Annotated in this window: 20 protein-coding genes; 10 read left to right on the forward strand and 10 right to left on the reverse strand. The window is 69.4% G+C overall.

The annotated features are described in order from the left end of the window. Positions 1-101: 101 nt before the first annotated feature. Positions 102-1,337, reverse strand: a complete 1,236-nt coding sequence (locus ACRSBM_RS17785) for an RNA-guided endonuclease InsQ/TnpB family protein (protein ID WP_434444584.1) — start codon at positions 1,335-1,337, stop codon at positions 102-104. Between the two features lie 82 nt (positions 1,338-1,419). On the opposite strand from ACRSBM_RS17785, the gene tnpA reads away from it, so the two are divergent. Further along, positions 1,420-1,749: an IS200/IS605 family transposase gene (gene tnpA, locus ACRSBM_RS17790; protein ID WP_434444585.1), complete on the forward strand. Its 330-nt coding sequence runs from the start codon at positions 1,420-1,422 to the stop codon at positions 1,747-1,749. Here tnpA and ACRSBM_RS17795 read toward each other — a convergent pair. Next, the gene (locus ACRSBM_RS17795; RefSeq protein WP_434444586.1) at positions 1,735-3,084 is read right to left on the reverse strand and encodes a hypothetical protein; all 1,350 of its coding nucleotides are present in this window, start codon (positions 3,082-3,084) and stop codon (positions 1,735-1,737) included. The genes tnpA and ACRSBM_RS17795 overlap by 15 nt on opposite strands. A gap of 93 nt (positions 3,085-3,177) precedes the next feature. Beyond that, positions 3,178-4,413, reverse strand: a complete 1,236-nt coding sequence (locus ACRSBM_RS17800; protein ID WP_434444588.1) for an epoxide hydrolase family protein — start codon at positions 4,411-4,413, stop codon at positions 3,178-3,180. 128 nt (positions 4,414-4,541) lie between these two features. Between ACRSBM_RS17800 and ACRSBM_RS17805 the strand changes: the two genes are divergently transcribed. Continuing rightward, positions 4,542-5,552 carry an AraC family transcriptional regulator gene (locus ACRSBM_RS17805; protein WP_434444590.1) on the forward strand — a complete coding sequence of 337 codons (1,011 nt, stop codon included), beginning with the start codon at positions 4,542-4,544 and terminating at the stop codon, positions 5,550-5,552. 11 nt (positions 5,553-5,563) lie between these two features. On the opposite strand, the gene ACRSBM_RS17810 is transcribed toward ACRSBM_RS17805, so the two are convergent. Both ACRSBM_RS17810 and ACRSBM_RS17815 read right to left on the reverse strand, forming a co-directional pair. Continuing rightward, on the reverse strand, positions 5,564-6,397 hold the full coding sequence (locus ACRSBM_RS17810) for an SDR family oxidoreductase (RefSeq protein ID WP_434444592.1): 834 nt from the start codon (positions 6,395-6,397) through the stop codon (positions 5,564-5,566). Further along, positions 6,394-7,530: a hypothetical protein gene (locus tag ACRSBM_RS17815; RefSeq protein ID WP_434444594.1), complete on the reverse strand. Its 1,137-nt coding sequence runs from the start codon at positions 7,528-7,530 to the stop codon at positions 6,394-6,396. Before ACRSBM_RS17815 ends, ACRSBM_RS17810 begins: the two co-directional genes overlap by 4 nt. Positions 7,531-7,767: 237 nt before the next feature. Between ACRSBM_RS17815 and ACRSBM_RS17820 the strand changes: the two genes are divergently transcribed. Both ACRSBM_RS17820 and ACRSBM_RS17825 read left to right on the forward strand, forming a co-directional pair. Continuing rightward, positions 7,768-8,532, forward strand: a complete 765-nt coding sequence (locus ACRSBM_RS17820; protein WP_434444596.1) for a hypothetical protein — start codon at positions 7,768-7,770, stop codon at positions 8,530-8,532. Beyond that, the gene (locus ACRSBM_RS17825) at positions 8,484-9,359 is read left to right on the forward strand and encodes a hypothetical protein (protein ID WP_434444599.1); all 876 of its coding nucleotides are present in this window, start codon (positions 8,484-8,486) and stop codon (positions 9,357-9,359) included. Before ACRSBM_RS17820 ends, ACRSBM_RS17825 begins: the two co-directional genes overlap by 49 nt. Positions 9,360-9,395: 36 nt before the next feature. Here the strand turns inward: ACRSBM_RS17825 and ACRSBM_RS17830 are convergent, their stop codons facing one another. Continuing rightward, positions 9,396-10,352, reverse strand: coding sequence for a hypothetical protein (locus ACRSBM_RS17830; RefSeq protein WP_434444600.1), 957 nt, complete (start codon positions 10,350-10,352; stop codon positions 9,396-9,398). A gap of 129 nt (positions 10,353-10,481) precedes the next feature. Here ACRSBM_RS17830 and ACRSBM_RS17835 point away from each other — a divergent pair, with 129 nt between their 5' ends. Together ACRSBM_RS17835 and ACRSBM_RS17840 are read left to right on the forward strand one after the other, a co-directional pair. Then, the gene (locus tag ACRSBM_RS17835; protein ID WP_434444601.1) at positions 10,482-10,622 is read left to right on the forward strand and encodes a hypothetical protein; all 141 of its coding nucleotides are present in this window, start codon (positions 10,482-10,484) and stop codon (positions 10,620-10,622) included. Between the two features lie 128 nt (positions 10,623-10,750). Continuing rightward, a complete protein-coding gene (locus tag ACRSBM_RS17840) occupies positions 10,751-11,893 on the forward strand; it encodes a hypothetical protein (RefSeq protein ID WP_434444602.1) in 1,143 nt (380 codons plus the stop codon). Here the strand turns inward: ACRSBM_RS17840 and def are convergent. Then, positions 11,833-12,417: a peptide deformylase gene (def, locus tag ACRSBM_RS17845; protein WP_434444603.1), complete on the reverse strand. Its 585-nt coding sequence runs from the start codon at positions 12,415-12,417 to the stop codon at positions 11,833-11,835. The two genes, ACRSBM_RS17840 and def, sit on opposite strands and share 61 nt — an antisense overlap. A gap of 48 nt (positions 12,418-12,465) precedes the next feature. On the opposite strand from def, the gene ACRSBM_RS17850 reads away from it, so the two are divergent. Both ACRSBM_RS17850 and ACRSBM_RS17855 read left to right on the forward strand, forming a co-directional pair. Beyond that, positions 12,466-12,879, forward strand: coding sequence for a helix-turn-helix domain-containing protein (locus ACRSBM_RS17850; RefSeq protein ID WP_434444605.1), 414 nt, complete (start codon positions 12,466-12,468; stop codon positions 12,877-12,879). Between the two features lie 11 nt (positions 12,880-12,890). Continuing rightward, entirely contained in the window at positions 12,891-13,679 is a 789-nt protein-coding gene (locus ACRSBM_RS17855) for a pentapeptide repeat-containing protein (RefSeq protein ID WP_434444608.1), read from the forward strand. A gap of 12 nt (positions 13,680-13,691) precedes the next feature. Here ACRSBM_RS17855 and ACRSBM_RS17860 read toward each other — a convergent pair whose 3' ends face one another. Together ACRSBM_RS17860 and ACRSBM_RS17865 are read right to left on the reverse strand one after the other, a co-directional pair. Then, positions 13,692-14,147 carry a hypothetical protein gene (locus ACRSBM_RS17860; protein ID WP_434444610.1) on the reverse strand — a complete coding sequence of 152 codons (456 nt, stop codon included), beginning with the start codon at positions 14,145-14,147 and terminating at the stop codon, positions 13,692-13,694. A gap of 180 nt (positions 14,148-14,327) precedes the next feature. Then, the gene (locus ACRSBM_RS17865; RefSeq protein ID WP_434444612.1) at positions 14,328-15,092 is read right to left on the reverse strand and encodes an alpha/beta fold hydrolase; all 765 of its coding nucleotides are present in this window, start codon (positions 15,090-15,092) and stop codon (positions 14,328-14,330) included. Positions 15,093-15,352: 260 nt separating this feature from the next. Here ACRSBM_RS17865 and ACRSBM_RS17870 point away from each other — a divergent pair, with 260 nt between their 5' ends. Next, a complete protein-coding gene (locus tag ACRSBM_RS17870) occupies positions 15,353-16,273 on the forward strand; it encodes a sulfite exporter TauE/SafE family protein (protein WP_434444614.1) in 921 nt (306 codons plus the stop codon). A gap of 27 nt (positions 16,274-16,300) precedes the next feature. Here ACRSBM_RS17870 and ACRSBM_RS17875 read toward each other — a convergent pair whose 3' ends face one another. Then, a complete protein-coding gene (locus ACRSBM_RS17875; RefSeq protein ID WP_434444616.1) occupies positions 16,301-16,849 on the reverse strand; it encodes a TetR/AcrR family transcriptional regulator in 549 nt (182 codons plus the stop codon). An 85-nt stretch (positions 16,850-16,934) separates the two neighbouring features. Here ACRSBM_RS17875 and ACRSBM_RS17880 point away from each other — a divergent pair, with 85 nt between their 5' ends. Further along, positions 16,935-18,146: an FAD-dependent monooxygenase gene (locus tag ACRSBM_RS17880; RefSeq protein WP_434444617.1), complete on the forward strand. Its 1,212-nt coding sequence runs from the start codon at positions 16,935-16,937 to the stop codon at positions 18,144-18,146. Positions 18,147-18,154: the final 8 nt, after the last annotated feature.

An 18,154-nucleotide genomic window follows, 5' to 3' on the forward strand; every position in this document is an offset into this window, starting at 1 on the left:
CTGATCAACCCTCCGGCTCGCCCTCGGTGAACATGGTCCACATGGTCGTCGCCTCCGCCGAGAGTGGTCGCTGAGGTATTGACATCCTCTCCGTCCTAAAGCTAAAGGGCGGAGATTCTCTCCACGCTGCGCGTGGATCGCGCGGCGTCTGAGTGGGTTACCGCTTCGCGGCGCGGTGCCAGCACGGATGCTGGTCTTACCCGTGCTCCACGGTCGTTTGAGTTGTCCGCCTGCCCGGCGGCCAACACGTTCCTCGCGGCGTTGACGTCCCGGTCGTGGACGCTGCCGCACGGGCACGTCCACGACCGCACGGACAGCGGTTTCGGCCCGTCGATCCGCCCGCACTCCGAACAGGTCTGCGAGGTCGGCAGCCACCTGTCGACCTGGGCGAAGACACGCCCGTACCGATCCGCCTTGTACCGCAGCATGCCGATGAAACCGGCCCACCCGGCATCGTGCACGGACTTCGCGAGCCTGGTACGGCCCAGACCGGTCACGCACAGGTCCTCGACGTACACCGCTTGGTTGTCGCGGATGATCGCCGTGGACAGCTTGTGCTGCCAGTCCCGTCGCGTGTCGGCCACCTTCGCGTGCGCGCGGGCGAGCTTGATCACAGCTTTCTTGCGGTTGTTCGAGCCCTTGACCTTGCGGCTCAGCGACTTCTGCAACCGCGCCAGCCTGCGTGCCGCCTGGCGCAGGAACCTCGGCGCGGCCACCTTCGTACCGTCCGAGAGCACCGCGAAATGCGTCAGGCCCAGATCGATGCCGACCTCGGACTCGGCCGCCGGCAGCGTCTCGTCGGGCTTCGTCGTGACGACGAACGAGGCGAAGTACCGCCCGGCCGCGTCCTTCACGATCGTCACCGAAGACGGTTCGCAGGGCAGGCCACGCGACCAGCGCACGTCCAGGTCACCGATCTTCGGCAACCGCAACCGCCCGTTGCCCAGCACCGCGAACCGGGCGTTGCGGGTGAACCGGACAGCCTGCCGATTGTCCTTACGGGACCGGAACCGGGGCGGGGCGACCTTGCGGCCCTTGCGTTCACCCGTGACCGAGGCGAAGAAGTTGCGGTACGCGGTGTTCAGATCCGCCAGCGCCTGCTGCAACACCACCGCCGACACCTCACCCAGCCACGCCCGCTGCGGCGTCGCCTTGGCCAGCGTGATGACCTGCTTGGACAACTCCCCGTCCGAAATGCGAGGCAGCCCGGCGGCATAGGCGTCCTGCCGGGCACGCAGACCATCGTTGAACACCACCCGCGCACACCCGAACGCCCGCGCCAGCGCATGCTGCTGAGCCGGCGTCGGATAGACGCGGAAGTTGTAACGCAGCTGCACCCGCACCAGCCTATTCGGTTGGCCTCATGACAGATCTTGCTGGTGTCCGTACTGGCAGGCACTGCGTTTTCGCGCACGGGCGGTGTGCGCCGACTTCGAGACCGAACTGGTCGAGTTCAACGGCGAGAACAACCACATACACCTGCTGGTGAACTTCCCGCCCAAGATCGCGATCTCAAAGCTGGTCAACTCCCTCAAAGGCGTCTTCTCCCGCAGGATGCGGCAAGAGTTTCCCGAACTCGCCCGCACTACTGCCGGGCACAACGGCTCTGGTCCGGCTCGTACTTCGCCGGTTAGGTCGGCGGCGCCCCGATCTCCGGGCTACGGCAGTACATCGAGCAGCAGAACCCCCCGGCTTAGAGCACCCTCGGCCGCAGCCGGCCTCCCACGCGGGCCTTCACCACCGGACTGAAGCCCAGCGCACTGGCCCGCATGACAGGTAACGCTCGAACAGGTCGCTGGACTCCTGGACGACCTGGAGCGCGTCCGGCAGGCCCCTGCTCGCCGCCACCGCCCCCAGCACGGCGTCGGACGCCTCGCCCACGTCGCGGTGCTCCGCGAAGCCGGGCACCGTGATGGGCAGCATCCCTTCCGTCGCGATGTCCAGGGCGTCCTCGCGGAACTTCAGCCGGTAGCCGGAGTTCAGGTGGCGGCCGGCCAGGTGGAAGAAGTCGCGCAGCACGGCGAGGTGTTCGACCCGCAGCGGGATGAAGCCCTTGTGGTGAAACCCCAGGCGTGCGCCGTGCTCGGTGGCGTGCTCGCGCTTGACCGCGTTCGAGTCCTGGCCCGAGTGGTAGACGCGCAGCATCCAGCTGACGTGCTTCCAGTTCGCCGAAGCCATGAACGACGCGCGCTCGACGGCGCGGGTCGCTTCGGCCAGTTTCCGCTTGCCGGTCTTCGGTCGCGGCAGGGCGTCGAATGCCGCGCGGTCGCAGGCGAAGGCGTAGCTGTCGGCGTTCTTCAGCGCGATGAGCGACGGCAGCCGCAGGAAGTAGGACGTGCCGGAGTAGGCGTAGTCGAGGGTGAGCAGTTCGCAGCCGTGCGAGGCCTCGTGGATGAGCGTCCTGGCGACGTCGTCGCGGTCGGGGAAGTTGCTCGCGAGCACCAGCATCGCGGTCGCCCCGGTGCCGGACAGGTGCGTGCCGCCGCCGTTGCGGTCCACCTTGACCCGCTTGGACGCCTGCTGCTCCAGGCCGCGGAGGTAGCCGCCGATCTTGGACAGTCCGGCCTTGACCTCGGCGCGGATCTCGCCCTTCCGGCGTGCGGTGTCCTTGCCGAACAGCGCGTCGATCGTGCCGTTCCGGGCGCTCGCGATCATCTGCTGGGCCTGCGGGAACTCGCTCTTCAGCGCCGCCCGCTCCCGGCGCGACAGCGACTGCGCCCGAACGCCCTTCTCCTTCGGGCGGTTCGGGAACGTGCGCTTGACCTCGCCTATCAGTTCGTTGATGGCCTTGCGGTCAGGAGCCTCCAGCAGTGCGCTGATCTTCTCCTGGTACTCGAGCACCGCCGCCAGCTTGACGGAGTCGGGGTTGCCCTCGCGCAGCCTCGCCACCTGCCCGGACAGCGCCAGCAGCGTCACCCTCTCCTCGGCCTCCCGCTCCGGGGGCGGTTTCCTGGGCAGCTTGGCGACGAGGCGTTGCACGGCCCTGTTCCCGGCGGCCGACTGGAGCCGGTGCAGGGGGTGCACGGTCGCCGGTGCTGTCGTCTGGGCCGCGATCGCAACGGAGTCCTGCGCCCAACGCCTCATGGCGCTATTGGAACCAACCGGCTGTACTGAACGGCCCGCGTTCCGGGCGGCGTGAGGTGCCGTGCCTGCTGCCCGTCCGGCTGCCCTTCCGGGTCAGTCGCGGCGGTCGTGGAACGTGCGGCGCAGGTCGGTCACCCAGCCCTCGGGGTTCTCCCAGGGGATGAAGTGGCCGCCGTGGTCATGAGCGTTGACGTTGACGTGGTTGAACCAGGCGGCCTGCGGGCCGGTCTCGAACGCCCGGACGCGCTCCTGCGCGGTGTGGATGCCGGGAGGGTTCTCGTAGGTGACGAAGGTGAGGCCGACCGGGGCGTGCACGACCGGCGTGCGGTCGTGGGCGGGGGACCAGGGGTAGCGGTTGGCGTTGGCGTAGTAGCGCATCGACGTGGCGATGGAGTTGTTCACCCAGTAGATCGTGGCGTGGGTGAGCAGGTCGTCCTTGGTGAAGACGGACTCGACGTCGCCGCCGTTGTCGCTCCAGGCGTTCCAGCGTTCCAGTAGCCAGGCGAGCAGTCCGGCGGGTGAGTCGCTCAGCCCGTGGGCCAGGGTGGCGCCGTCGAGCATGTGCACGGCGAGGTGGGGCGCCCAGCGGTGGTCCATCTCGATGACGCGGGCGCGGACGTCGGCGGGCAGGTCGTCGGTGAGGGGCCGGTTGCGGGCGAAGTCCCAGGCGCGGGGGCCGGTGAAGAAGTCGAGCGGCAGGCCGGAGCCGATGTGGATGCCGTACAGCTCGTCGGCGTACTTGTGGCCGAGCTGGCTGGATACGATTCCGCCGATGTCGCAGCCCGCGGCGGCGTACTTCCGGTAGCCGAGGGTCTCGGTCATCAGGGTGTGCCAGAGGTCGGCGACCTTCCAGAAGTTGACGTCCGGGAAGCCGGTGAGCGGACCGGGGAACCCGAAGCCGGGCAGCGACGGCACGATGACGTCGAACGCGTCGTCCGGGTCACCTCCGAACGCGGCCGGGTCGGCCAGCGGGTCGACCACCTTGGACCAGTGCCAGAACGTCCACGGCCAGCCGTGGGTGAGGATCAACGGGATCGGGCGGGGGCCGCGGCCGGGTTTGCGCAGGAAGTGCACGGGGACTCCGGCGACGTTCACCTGGTAGTGCTCGTAGGCGTTGATCGCGGTCTCGGCCTTGCGCCAGTCGTAGGCGTCGCGCCAGTACGCGACCAGTTCGGTGAGATAGCCGGCCGGGACACCGTAGGACCAGTCGTCGTTGCCCTCGTCCAGCGGCGGGCGGGTCGTCGCGAGGCGGGCGCGCAGGTCGTCGAGGACCTCGTCGGCCACGTGGATCGGGGTGGGCTCCAAGGGGAAGGCGTGCGGAGTCGTCAAGGCGCGGTCCTCACCGGGGTGTCGTCGTAGAGGTCCCAGTTTTTCAAGGCGTATCTGGCCCAAATCAGTCGGGACGTGTGCTGTCTCAACGCGTAGTGGCTGGTCCGAGCTCCTCTATCCTGCAGCGCATGGGGCCGATGATCCGCACGGCGAGTCTGCGCGGGTTCGTGCCGTTGGTCGCGGAGCTGGGCGGTGACCCCGACGCGCTGCTCACCCGGTTCGGCATCCCCCGCTCGTCCCTGGAGTCCGACGACGAGCTGATCTCGATCACCGCCCACGACCGGATGATCGACGCCGCGTCCGACGCGCTGGGCTGTCCCGACTTCGGCCTGCGGCTCGCCGAGCGGCAGGACCTGGGCGTCCTGGGACCGCTCGCGGTCGCGGTCGAGTCCTCGTCGACGGTGGCCGAAGCGTTGTGGTGCGTGTCGAGGTTCATGTTCGTGCACAGCCCCGCCCTCACCATCGACGTCCGTCCCGACCCTCACGGCCGCCGGGGCGTGGTCGCGCTGACGTATCACAAGGACCTGCGCGAGTCGCTGTACTCCCCGCAGGCCATGGAACTGGGACTCGGTCTGTTCCACCGCGTCTCGGTGGCGCTGCTCGGCGACATCAGGGGCCTGCGCTCGGTGGAGTTTCCGCACGTGCCCGTGTCCCCGGTGCGGCGGTACCTGGACTTCTTCGGCTGCGAGGTGAGGTTCGGGGCACCGGCCGGCGCTCTGTGTGTCGAGCGGCACGTCCTCGACGAGCAGTTCAGGACCACGAACGAGACGATCCGCAGGATCGCCCTCGACCACCTGGTCACCCACTACCCCGACTCGACCGGCGCCGTCCCGGCACGAGTCAGGCTCGCCATCGCCGAAACCCTCGGCACGTCCGTCCCGTCCATCATGGCTGTCGCGCGGCTGCTGGCCACGCATCCGCGGACCCTGCAGCGGCAACTGGCCCGTGAGGGGACGTCGTTCGAGACCGTTCTGGACGCCGTGCGCCGGGACGCTGCCCATCGCTTCATCACCGGCACGGACCTGCCGCTCGGTCAGGTCGCCACCCTCGTGGCCTTCACCGAGCAGTCGTCACTGAGCCACGCCGTACGGCGTTGGTTCGGGATGAGTCCACGCGAGCTGCGCCGGTCCGGTGGGTAGAGCACCGGGCTTCAGGCCGATCGGCCCGGCCCGTCGCCTGCCAGCAGTCGCCTCTGGGTGCGGCGGCCCTGGGCGACCACGAGCGGCACGGCGGCCAGACCCAGCCGGGGCGCGAGATCCGCGAGCCGGGCCACGAGCCCTCGTCGGCGGGGAATCGTGGTGACCAGGCGGGGCTTGTCGAGAACTTTCCTGACCGCGTCGACGACGTCTTCCGGCTGGAGCAGCTTTCCGGAGAAGGACAGGGCCGAGGCCGGATCGTCCAGCTTGTCGTGCAGCATCGGCGTCCAGATGCCGTCCGGGCACACGCAGGAGATGTCGATGCCGCTGATGCCGGCCACCTTCAGATCGGCCATCGTGCTGAGGCTGAAGCCGATCGCGGCGTGCTTGGACGCCGCGTAGACCGCTTCGCCGGCCACGGCGGTGAGGCCGGCGAGGGAGACGATGTTGACCACGTGGCCGCCGCTGTCGCGCATGGCGTTGATCGCGGCGACGGTGCCGTTGACCGTGCCCAGGGTGTTGACCTCGATCATCAGTCGCCGGGCCGCGGGGTCCTGTTCCCAGGCCGGGCCGGTGATCAGCACGCCGGCGTTGTTCACCCACACGTCCAGCCGCCCGGCCCGGGTGATGACCGTGTCGCGGGCCGCGTCGAGCTGGGCCGGGTCGCGGACGTCGACGGCCAAGGCGGTGGCGGCGCTGCCGAGCTCGTCGGCCGTGGCGCGGGCGGAGTCCGCGTCCAGGTCGGTGACGAGGACCTGGTGGCCGCGGGCGACGAGGAGCCGGGCGATCTGCCTGCCCAGACCGCGGCCGGCGCCGGTGGCGACGGCACCGGCGGGGGAGCGGGTCATCGCAGCCCCGCCTTGATCTCGCCGTAGGCGATGCCGCCGTGGGCGTAGGTGGGGACGACGGGCCAGAACCGCTTCCACGGGGCGAGCTCGGTCGACGGCAGGATCTGCAGCCAGCGAGGGTCCCGCCTGCAGGGGTCGGCCAGCGTCTTCTCCTTGACCATCGAGTCGTACTGGTCCAGCGAGTCCTCGAGGGTGTTGGCGTTCGGGCAGATCTCGCGGCCGAACCGCTCGTGGTACCCGCGCACTCCGGGGATCTTCGACAGTTCCGGCTGCCAGTTGTCCAGGGAGATCCCGTTCTCCGACGAGACCCAGACGCCGTCGGGCGTGTTGATCACCAGCGAGTGGTTGCCGTCGGTGTGGCCGGGAGTCCACAGCAGCGCGATGCCGGGGCCGAGTTCGATGTCGCCGTCGAACGTCACGAACTTCGCCGGGTCGACGCCGCCAAGTCCGCCCTCGACGTACCAGGCCCACTGCATGGGGTGCAGCGACTGCAGAGTGGCGAGCTCGCGGCGGTGCACGAGCATCCTGGCGTCGCCGAACAGCGGCCGGCGCGGTTCGCTCTCTCCCTCGATGACCTCGGTGGAGCCGAGGATCATCCGCGGATCCTGCACGTGCAGGTGGTCGAAGGTGCAGAAGTCGATGTCGCCGGCGGTCAGGCCGACTTTCGCGAGCACGTCGCCGGGCTCGTTGTAGTACCGGAGAACGACCTTCTCCAGCAGGTGCCCGCCGGGGAGCTTCGCCATGACCCTCTGGAGGTTCCGGTAGAACGGCGCCTCCGCGGAGCCGTCCGGGACCGTGGGCTCGAACACCAGCGTGCGTGGGACACCGTCCCAGTCGTCGTACTGGACGACGACCATCCGGTTGATCATCGAGATCAGTGGCAGCGTGGGCACCGACACCGCGCCGTGAAAAGCGTAGGTGACCGGGTACGGCGCCGCCGCGATGTCCACCGACTTCACCGCACGCACCTGGCCCTGCGCCTTGAAACGCACCTTGTACGCGGCCGCGGCCCGTCGCACCGCGGCCAGCCGCTCGCCTCGCGGCCACACGTCGTGGACGCCGTCGAACTCGGGGATCGGACGGGCGCCGATCTCGGCCAGATCCGTCCCGGACCGCTCTGCCGACTGCGCCATCTGTGCCTCCTCGTGCGTTGCTGATGCGCCTCAGAGTGCAGCCGAACGAGCACCGCGAAACTTGTTCCAGCACGACAACTCGGAGTGGGCGGTGGGATCCACACCGTCGACCACGGGAGGTCGCCTCCCGTCCGACTTCACCACCCGATTAGAGGGGTCACACCTGACGGTCGAGAGGTCGATAATGGATTGTTGGGCCTGCGACGGGTGGGACTCATGTTTCGAATGATGTTAGCCATGATGATGGTGCTGATAGCAGGCTGCTCAGGTGCTGCGAATGATCAGCGTGCCACGACGACGGCCAGCGGTACCACCACCGAATCGACGACCTTCACCACGCCCGCGCCCGAACCAACGGGCAGTAGCGTTCTCCCCGAGCCCACCACCGATAGGCCTGTGCCGACGCCGACAAAGCAGTCGGGCAGGGCGATCGAGATCTCAGGTCCGACAATGGACTCGTACTCACCGAGTACCAACTGGCCGTATTTCGTGGTGTGGGAAGGCCACGAGACGCGGCTGTGCCACTATCTGATCAACAGGGCCGTGCAGAACACGTCACGAGTGCCGCTGACCATCGTCAACATCCAGTTGGCCAACGTCACGTCCGGGCGTTCCCCGTTCACGATCGAGGCCACACCGCCTTCCCACTGCGTGTGGGGAACCTTCGTGTCAGGCTGTTTGGGCCGCACGCTGCAGCCGATGAGCGACGCGGCAGCGCCCGGCGGGTGTGTATTCGGCGAGCTGGCGAAACCATTCCGCGGCACGCGATTCGAGGTCGCGGTCAAAGTCACCGCCGAGGCGTGGTGCCGATCACTCGAGGGGACGCCGTGCGGGAGGCTCGCCGAAAAGAAGGTGACACCGAGCGAAGCGAAGCCGGTGCTGGTCACGTGGACATGGACAACCAAGGTCCTCACAGCCGAGATGACATCGTGCCCGCCAAATCCGAACTACCGATGCCCGACAAGTCAGCCGACGACAACTCGGCCGACGGCGACCACGTAACAAAACCTGGTCTCGGCAAGCGGCTCGAGACGTTCGCCGGTGTGGCCGCACCGACCACGCTGGCCACCGCGCTGCTTTTCTACTTCGGCTATGTGGCCACTTTGGCGCGCTACCTGCACTTTGGTGTCGACCTCTCGACGTTGAACCTCACGACCACGGAATTCCTTCTGCTCGGCACCGAGGTGATCTTTCCGGCGATCGCGGTACTGCTGGTGTTGACGGTCGCGGGCTGGGCGACGCACCGAGGCGTTCGGCGCGTCCTGGCCGCCGGCCGTTCCCTGGTTGGCCGTGTCCTGGCGATCGTGATCTTCCTCGTCGGGGCGTCGATGTTCGTCCGCGGCACCATCGGGGTGCTGTCGATCGCGATCGCGAGGGACGAGTTCCCCGGGATCACGCCGCTGACGTTCGGCCTTGGACTGCCGATCGCGGCGTATGGCGTGTGGACCCTTCGCGGAACGGGCAAAATGCCGGCCGTGCTGATGGTCGTTCTGGTCGGGATCGCCACGCTCGGCCTCTTCTGGGCGACCAACAGCTTCGCGGCCGCCTACGGCCGTGGGCGTGCCAACCAGGTCGCTGCCGCGCTGCACACCCGTCCGGCAGTCGTGTTGGACACCAAGGAAAGGCTGTACCTGACGCTGCCGGGCGTGACCGAGACCGCGTTGCCCGCGTCCGAAGGCCAGACGTTCCGGTACCGCTACCGCGGACTGCACGTGCTGATCGCCGCCGGTGGTCGCCTGTTCCTGGTCCCCGCGCACTGGAACGGCACGCCTGGCACCGTGGTCGTGCCCTACGGCGACGCGGCTCGGATCCAGTTCTTCCCTGGCTAAGTCCTTCTGCCTCCGGGATTGCCGGACCGGCGCCGGTCAGGGCCGCCCATGCCTGAGTCGTCCGATCCAGGAACGAAGCAGTCCTGGCTTCCCGCGGTCCTCGTCGGGTCGGACCCGCACGGCCATCAGCTCGTCGACGACGTCCCCGACGTCTCGGCCGTCTCCCGGGTCGATGGCACCGGCGATCAGGATCTGGGTGGCTTTCCCCAGCACGGAGCGCCGGTTGGCGTGATCGATCACCTTGCCGCCGGCGGCTCCGATGTGGCGCAGGCTGAGCCCTTGGGCCATCCCGGTCAGCATCATCGTCAACTCGTCGAGGGAGATCCCTGGCCGCAGCGACACGCCGCGCGCCTCGAGGATCTCCGCGTACACCTTGCGCCAGTAGTCGAAGGAGTGCTTGTACACGCCGGCAAGCGCCTCCCTGATCTGCTCGTGGAAGTCGGCCAGGCCGGTCACCAGGTACTGGAACCGCGCCGAGGTCTCGTCGGCGTACAGGATCTTCATGTCCTCGTAGGCGACCTTCTCCACCGCGGCGCTGAAGGTTGCCGTCTCGCGCAGCTCGGCACGTGTCGTTTCGTCGAGCATCCCCTCGGTCAGTGAGTAGCGCTCCCGCAGCACGTACCGGACCAGGTCGCCCATGTAGAGAGTGAGATTGGGCCACCGATCCTTCATGGTGCCGACCGAGGGCCTGGTTTTGGCTTTCTTCCAGTAGGGCGGCGTTCCGAACAGCGCGCGGGCGAGGGGTTCGTCGTGCTGCGCCTCTTGAAAGATCAGCTCCGCCTCGTGAGCGATGTTCTTCTGCGTCAGCGTGTCCAGCAGGCGGTACAGGTGCTCCTCGCTCGCGAAGCCCAGCAGTTCTCGCTCGGCTAATCGCCGGCCGCTTTCGAGGCACGCCCGCGTCACCGGGCTGTTGGCCAGCTTCAGGCCGGTTCGCAACCTGCCGCTCTTCTTCCGCACGTTGATCGCCACGTCGTCCAACGGACCGTCATACATGGCGATCGAGTATTCCGGGTCCGGGGCCGGAACTCTTCCTCCGCTCGGGAGGAACTGCGAGGACTTACCAGGTCAGCCCATGTCCGGGTGTCCTGTGATCACCGACCGACGCGCAGAGAGGTGACCACGTTGAGCAAGCACACCCGCAAGCCCCGCCGACAGTCGCAGTCCATCGTCGTGTTGCAGATCGGCTTCGTCCTGCTCCAGATCGGCCTCGTCCTGATCGAGGTGGTGGACGCGGTCAGCAGGTTGCTGGGCTACCTGTGGTGAAGGACCGGTCACTCGGAATTCTGGCCGCCGATAAGGTTCACTTATCGGCGGCCAGAATTATCCCGCCCAATTGGGTAGCGTTGCGTTGTATAACGTAACTGCACACGTAATTCTGCTACGATATGCCGGTGGAGACGAGCTGCAACTTCCCCGGCTGTGAGCGCCCCGTTTTTCGAGGTGGCGGGCCCGGCAGGCCCTCGGAGTACTGCGACCTGCCCGAGCACACGCGCTGGCGGGCATGGAGGGAGCGGCAGCGGCTGGCGGAGAACCCCGAGCAAAACCTGGAGGTCGTCACCGTGACGAATCTCCCGAGGGTCTCCGGTACCGCCAAGATCAGGGCCGAAGAGCTTCTCGACCGCTTCCGGGTCCTGTCCGAGCAGATGACGCAGACGCTGGGGCGGGCCGTCGGCGAGTTGAACGCGATGGCGGACCCGAGCGTCGCGGAGAGCCTGGTGCAGGCCGCTGAGGCGGAGGCCGCGCGGCGGGTCGCGGAGGCGCAGGCGGAGCTGGCGGCGGCGGAACGGCGCCGGCACGACGCTGAGCAGGCGCGTAAGGCGGCTGAGGAGACGACCGAGCAGGCGGTGCGGGCGGCCGAGGAAGCCGACGATGCCGCTGACACCGCGTTGAGTGAGCGGGACGAGGCTCGGGAGGCGGCACGGGCTGCCGGCGAGCGGGCCGATGCGGAGATCGCGGCGGTCCGGACGCAGGCGGCTGCCCTGATCGAGGAGATCCGGGCCGAGGCGGACGAGAAGGTACGTCTCGCGCACGAGGCGGCGGAGCAGGCGAAGGCCGACGCGGTGAAGCACGCCGAGCAGGCGCGGCGGCAGGCGGCCAAGGAGATCGAGCAGGCTCGCGCCGACGCGCGGGCCGAGGTCGAACGCGCCCGTGCGGAGGCTCACAAGGTGGCTGAGCGAGCCAAGGCTGAGGCGGTGGCCGCCGTTGACGCGGCCGAGCAGGCGCGCGGTGAGGCTGCGGAGACCGTCGGGAGGGCCGCGAAGGCGCGGGACCAGGCGGTGGTGCGGGCGGAACGGGCCGAGCAGGCCGCCGCGGACGCCCGTGCGGAGCTGGAGCGTTCCCGCGGCGAGTTCGAGACGCGGCTCGCGCAGGTCAGGCACGAGGGCGCCGAGCAGGTGGCGGCGGTGCGGCAGACGCTCGCGGTGGTGGAGGACGCGCGCGCTCAGACGTTGACGCGGGCTGAGCGCGCGGAGCGTCAGCTGGACGAGGCTGCTGAGGAGCTGCGGGCGGCGCGGCGGGCGAAGACCTCGTCCTGAACGGCGGCCATCTCGCGCAGCGCGGACTTGCGTTCGCGCTGGGTGAGGCGGTCGAGGTAGAGCCTTCCGTGCAGGTGGTCGGTCTCGTGCTGCAGGCAGCGGGCGAAGTAGCCCCAGCCCTCGACGACGATCGGGTTGCCGTCCTTGTCCTGGCCGCGCACGACGGCGCGGTCGGGGCGGGCGACCACGCGGTAGGGGCCCGGCACGGACAGGCAGCCTTCCGGTTCTTCCAGGAGCCGGCGGCTCTCCGCGGGCAGGTCGTCGAGCACGGGGTTGAGGATGTGGCCCGTGTGGTGGACTCCCCACTCGTCGCTCATGTCCCACACGAACAGCTGCAGGTCGACGCCGACCTGGTTCGCGGCGATGGCGGCGCCCTCGGCGACGTGGTTGGTGGCGAACATGTCGTCGATGAGCCGGGTGAGCTCCGGCGTGCCGAACTCGGTGACCTCGCGGCAGCGGCGGGTCAGGACCTCCTCGCCGACGACGGTGATGCGGCGCGGTGTTCCGCGGTGGATCTCGGGCATGCTTTGCAAAGTAGCAGCCTTTGCAAAGTTGCCGGTAGGGTGCGCGTCATGGCCCGACGCCCGCTTCCCGACCATCCGGTGCGCATCGCGTTGCTGGACCTGCTGGCCGAGCACGGCACGCTGACCTCCACCCAGGCCGCCGCCCGGCTCGGGGAGAGCTCCGGGCTGTGCTCGTTTCACCTGCGCCGGCTCGCCGAGCTGGGACTGATCGAGGAGGCGCCGCACCAGGGCGGCAAGGCGCGGCCGTGGCAGCTGCGGTGGGAGGCGGCCGGTGAGCCCGCCACCACGGAGGAGTCGTTCACCGCGGTCGTGCACGTGACGCCGCAGGAGATGGCGGAGATCGGTGCCTCGATCCAGCGCCTGCTGTTCCGCTACCGCGACCGGGGCACGCGCCCGGACGACGCGGTGGCCGTCACCGCGGAGGTGCGCCTGCGCGGCGGGAGCCCCACGCGGGCGAAGTAGGCTGTCCGGTGATGGACGAGCTGAAAGGCGACTGCGCCAACTGCTTCGGGTTGTGCTGCGTCGCGCTGCCGTTCGCCAAGTCGGCGGACTTCGCGGCCACCAAGGACGCCGGCACGCCCTGCCGCAACCTTCTTGCCGACCACAGCTGTGGCATCCACGACCAGCTGCGGCAGAAGGGATACTCCGGCTGCACGGTCTACGACTGCTTCGGCGCCGGTCAGCGGGTCTCGCAGACCGTGTTCCAGGGCAACGACTGGCGTACCGGCGAACGGCAGAAGATGCTCGCGGTGTTCCCGGTGGTCCGGCAGTTGCACGAACTGCTCTGGTACCTCGCCGAAGCCCGTCGCCTCGACCCGCACGACGACCTTACCGCGGCCTACGCCGAGGTCGAGCGGCACACCACGGCCGAGCCGGACGCCATCCTGGCGCTCGACGTCGCCGAGGTCCGGGCCAAGGTCAACGTCCTGCTGCTGCGCACCAGCGAACGGCTGCGGACCAGCGCGAAGTCCTACCGGGGCGCGGACCTGATCGGCGCGCGGCTGCGGAACAGGAACCTCGCCGGCGCGGACTTCCGCGGCGCGTACCTGATCGGCGCGGACCTCACGAACTCCGACCTGTCGCGAGCGGACATGATCGGTGCCGACCTGCGCGGCGCGGACCTGTCGGGTGCGGACCTCAGCACGTGCCTGTTCCTGACTCAGCCGCAGGTCAACGCCGCCCGCGGCGACGCGCGGACGGTACTGCCGGCCGCGCTGACCCGGCCGGCGCACTGGAACGCGAAGCCCGCCCGGCGCCGCTGACCCGGCTCGCGGTCACCGCTGGGCACGACGCTGGGCGACGGTGTCGCGGGTGTCGCGGCGCAGGCTCTGCACCATCGTGAGCAGGCCGAACAGGATCGTCACCAGCAGCACCAGCAAGCCTCCGGCCTGCCGGATGCCGGCGGCCGAGTCCACCGGAGTCACCATGGCGGCCGGGAGGATCAGCATGGGAAGGAGCAGGGTGAGTCCGCCGCCCACCGCGGTCAGGATCCAGCCCGCGGGCCACGACTGCACCATCAGCACCGCGCCGGCGAGGCAGCACAGGCCGACGATGGCGAGCACGATCCTGAGCGCGACGCCGAAGGTGCCGGCCTGGGCGTCGTCGAGGTCGAACAGGCCCGCAGCGGCCAGCAGCGTGAACAGGCTGAGCAGGAGCGCGAAGGTCACGGCCAGGGCGAACGGGACGCGACTCGGCCGATGCCGCTGAGCCTGTCCGATGGGTCCGTTCATCAGCTCCTCCTGGGTTGATCGTGTCGCGGCAGGCGCGGCGACGCAGCCCAAGTTGACCGCATCCGGTGGCGCCGTGACCCGTGACTGGCACCAACCGGCCACCCGGCGTGCTCTTGCCCGGGAAGCGAATCGGCGCGGCGGCGGGCCGGGAGGACGGCTCGCCGCGGCCGGGACGATCGGCTAGACGGTCAGTCGCTGCTGGGCGACCGCGCGGGCGAAGCCCTCGACGTTGTCGATCATGATGTTGTGGCCGGTGTGCGGTACGGAGACGAGCTGGACACCGGAGGCGGTGAGCTCGCGTCCGCCGGTGGGCGGGGCGTCCTCGGGGTGCAGCAGGACGCGCGGGATCTCCAGTTCCAGCAACAGTTTGCGCATCGTCGGTGAGGTGCCGCGCACGAGGTCGACGGCGCTGCGGTAGAGGGCTTCGCGGCCGGCCATGCGCATGGTGGCGGCCCAGTGGGGGCCGACGTCGCGCAGCACGCGGTCGAATCCGTGGTTGAGGAAGTCCGCCTCGCCGTAGGCGGCGATGCCGCGGCTGCCGGGGGCGCCGAGCGAGGGTGTGGCGGGGTCGATGTGGGGGTCGACGAGGACGAGTGAGCGCACCATCTCGGGGTGGCGTGCGGCGAGCACGATGGCGACGGCGCCGCCCATGCTGTGGCCGATGATCTCGTTGCGCCGCAGCCCGATCTTGGCCAGCGCCACCGCGAGGGCGTCCGCGTGGCCCTCCAGCGAGTAGGCGAAGCCGCTCGGGCGGTCGCTGATGCCGAAGCCGAGGATGTCCATCATGAGGCTGCGGCGCCCGGCGAGCAGGGGGTGCGCGACGGCCTCGGCGTAGTAGGGCGCGGAGGAGGCGCCCAGGCCGTGCAGGTAGACGCGGGCGGGTGTCGCACCCGGCACCTCGACCCAGCGGATCCGGACCCCAGGTCTGATCTCGACGGCGCGCATGTCTCTCCCGGCGGTGGTTTGGTGTCCGGACCCTACCTCGCGTGCGCGGCGGGCGAGTCCGCTTTCGAGAGCGGATTCTCATCTGGTGCGCGAGATCCTAGAGCGGCGCGGGACGTCTGGGATCGTGCTGCCGCAGTAACTTTCCCGGCCGCCGGAAATGTCGGACGGGGACGGTTTCCCGGCATCTGGTCGCCGTTGGTTGATCTTGGTGTGGTGCGGATCATGGACTCCACTGACCTGATGGACCTTGGAGCCACCCCGTGAGACAACTGATCCTCCTGGCCTTGGTGGGCCTCGGCGCGCAGCTCGTCGACGGCAGCCTCGGCATGGCTTACGGCGTGACGTCGACGACCCTGCTGCTGGCGATCGGCACGAACCCGGCGGCGGCGTCGGCGACGGTGCACCTCGCGGAGATCGGCACGACGCTGGCGTCCGGGTTCTCGCACTGGCGCTTCGGCAACGTCGACTGGAAGGTCGTCGCGAAGATCGGCATTCCCGGCGCGGTCGGCGCGTTCGCCGGTGCGACGTTCCTGTCGAGCCTGTCGACGGAGGTCGCGGCGCCGGTGATGTCGCTGGTGCTGCTCGCACTCGGCCTGTACGTGCTGATCCGGTTCACGACGTTCGGGTTGCCGCGCACCAACCTGGGCAAGCCGCTGCGCAAGAGGTTCCTCGCCCCGCTGGGTCTGGTCGCGGGGTTCGTGGACTCGACCGGTGGCGGCGGCTGGGGACCGGTCGGCACGCCCGCGATCCTCGCCAGCGGCCGGTTGGAGCCGCGCAAGACGATCGGGTCGATCGACACCAGCGAGTTCCTCGTGGCGGTGGCGGCGAGCATCGGGTTCATCGTCGGTATCGGCTCGGAGGGCGTGAACTACTCGTGGGTGCTCGCGCTGCTCGCCGGCGGGCTCATCGCGGCTCCGGTCGCGGCGTGGCTGGTGCGGCACATCCCGCCGCGGGTGCTGGGCTCCGCGGTGGGCGGCGTCATCATCCTGACCAACACCCGCACGTTGCTGCGCAGCGACTGGATCGACGCGAGTGACGCGGTGAGGTGGCCGATCTACGGGCTGATCTACGTGGTGTGGGCGGCGGCGCTGGCGTACTCGATCAAGGAGTACCGCGCGAACCGCGAGGTGGAGCGGGAGGTCGTGGCGGAGGCGGAGAAGGACTCGGCGGCGAGCGCCTGAACCGGTCACTCTCGCGGCCGGTCGAGGTCACTGGGCGCGGTGGTCCTCGATCCCCAGTGCGGCGCAGGCGGCGGTGACGGTGGCGGCGCGCAGGTCGTCGAGCGGGGCGTCGGGGAACTGCATGGTGCAGTCCTGCATCCCGCCGAACGCCAGCACCGCCCGCGCCTGCTGTTCCAGCGTCGCCGCGGGCCCGAACACGAGCCGGGTGAGGCGGGCGCGCCAGGACAGCACGATGTCGATCAGGCCGAGCTCCGCGAGTGTGGTGAGCTCGGTGAGCAGCAGCAACATGTCCTTGCGGTGGCGGTGGTGGAAGTCGAAGAAGCCCTCGACCAGCTCCCGCGGCGCGACCTCGGCGCGGTCCTCCATGCGGGTGAGGAACGTTTCGCCATCGTCGAGCAGCGGGGTGACGATGCTGCGGATGAGCTCTTCGCGTGAGGCGAAGTGGTAGTAGAGCGCGGGTTTGGTGATGCCGAGGCGGTCGGCGATCTCCTGCAGGCTGGTCTGCTGCACGCCCTTGCTGGCGAACAGCTCCCGCGCGGTCTGCATGATCCGCTGCTTGGTGTCGGACTTGGCCACGGGCCGAATCCTACTTAACAGTCGGTAAGTCGCGGTGCTACAGTCGCCTGATAAGCTTACCGACCGTTAAGTAAGGTGGTGTGACGTGCGGATTCTCGTCTCGGGCGCCAGTGTGGCCGGCCCGGTGCTCGCCTACTGGCTGACCCGGTACGGGCACGAGGTGACGGTGGTGGAGCGGTCCCCGGTGCTGCGCAAGACCGGTGGGCACGCGGTCGACCTGTTCAAGCCGGCGATGGACATCTCGGAGAAGATGGGTGTGCTGGGGCGCGTCGAGGCGCTGGCGACCGGGACCGAGCGGATCACGGTGGTGCGCGAGGACACGCGCAGGGCGATCAGCGTGGACGTCACGAAGATCTTCACGGCCGCCTCGGACCGGCACGTCGAGATCATGCGCGACGACCTGAGCGAGATCTACCACGACGCGACGCGCGCGGACGTCGAGTACGTGTTCGGCGACTCGATCGCCTCCCTCGGGCAGGACGGCGAGGTGACGTTCGACCGGGGCGCGCCGCGGCGGTTCGACCTGGTCGTCGGGGCGGACGGGCTGCATTCGAACGTCCGGCGGCTGGTGTTCGGTGAGGTCGACAAGGCGTTCGTGGGCGCGTACCTGGCGGTGTTGTCCGTGCCGCGCGAGATCGGCTCGCCTGGGGAGATGATCGGGCACATCGGGCCGGGGCGCAGTGCGGCGGTGTACGGGGCGCGGCACCTCGACGACGCGCGGGCGGTGTTCCTGTTCCGGTCGGGTGAGCTCGCCTGTCATCACCGGGACGTGCCGCGGCAGAAGCAGCTGCTGCGGGAGGCGTTCGCGGGGCTGCACCCGCGGGTGGACGAGTGGATGTCCTACCTCGACGACGAGCGGGCGTTCTACTTCGACTCGATCACGCAGCTGCGCACCGACACCTGGTCACGCGGGCGGGTGGCGCTGGTCGGTGACGCGGCCTACTGCCCTGGCCCGGCGATCGGGGGCAGCACGAGCCTCGCGGTGCTGGGCGCGTACGTGCTGGCCGGGGAGTTGTCCGCGGGCGCGGACCACGAGGCGGCGTTCGCGCGGTACGAGGACGAGATGCGCGAGATCGTGCACACCAGCAGGGCGTTCGCGCTGGGGATGGCCAAGACGCTGATCCCGTCGACCCGCGCCGGGGTGTGGGCGTTGACGCGGGGCATGCAGATGGTGACCTCCCTGCCGTCGTGGCTGGTGCGGCCGTTGGCCAAGCTCAACTCCAACGGTGTGCGGATGCACGACTCGATGGCGGTGAAGGACTACGAGCGTCAGGGCGCCGGCACGCCGGCGCCCTGACGGCTCAC

Source organism: Lentzea xerophila (assembly GCF_051094245.1).
In the GTDB taxonomy this organism is placed as follows: Bacteria; Actinomycetota; Actinomycetes; order Mycobacteriales; family Pseudonocardiaceae; genus Lentzea; species Lentzea xerophila.

Coding starts and splice junctions, on each gene's coding strand:
- ACRSBM_RS17795 (WP_434444586.1), bottom strand. CDS start 3,084: ATGAGGCGTTGGGCGCAGGACTCCGTTGCGATCGCGGCCCAGACGACA.
- ACRSBM_RS17805 (WP_434444590.1), top strand. CDS start 4,542: ATGGGGCCGATGATCCGCACGGCGAGTCTGCGCGGGTTCGTGCCGTTG.
- ACRSBM_RS17810 (WP_434444592.1), bottom strand. CDS start 6,397: ATGACCCGCTCCCCCGCCGGTGCCGTCGCCACCGGCGCCGGCCGCGGT.
- ACRSBM_RS17815 (WP_434444594.1), bottom strand. CDS start 7,530: ATGGCGCAGTCGGCAGAGCGGTCCGGGACGGATCTGGCCGAGATCGGC.
- ACRSBM_RS17820 (WP_434444596.1), top strand. CDS start 7,768: ATGATGATGGTGCTGATAGCAGGCTGCTCAGGTGCTGCGAATGATCAG.
- ACRSBM_RS17825 (WP_434444599.1), top strand. CDS start 8,484: ATGCCCGACAAGTCAGCCGACGACAACTCGGCCGACGGCGACCACGTA.
- ACRSBM_RS17830 (WP_434444600.1), bottom strand. CDS start 10,352: ATGTATGACGGTCCGTTGGACGACGTGGCGATCAACGTGCGGAAGAAG.
- def (WP_434444603.1), bottom strand. CDS start 12,417: ATGCCCGAGATCCACCGCGGAACACCGCGCCGCATCACCGTCGTCGGC.
- ACRSBM_RS17850 (WP_434444605.1), top strand. CDS start 12,466: ATGGCCCGACGCCCGCTTCCCGACCATCCGGTGCGCATCGCGTTGCTG.
- ACRSBM_RS17855 (WP_434444608.1), top strand. CDS start 12,891: ATGGACGAGCTGAAAGGCGACTGCGCCAACTGCTTCGGGTTGTGCTGC.
- ACRSBM_RS17860 (WP_434444610.1), bottom strand. CDS start 14,147: ATGAACGGACCCATCGGACAGGCTCAGCGGCATCGGCCGAGTCGCGTC.
- ACRSBM_RS17865 (WP_434444612.1), bottom strand. CDS start 15,092: ATGCGCGCCGTCGAGATCAGACCTGGGGTCCGGATCCGCTGGGTCGAG.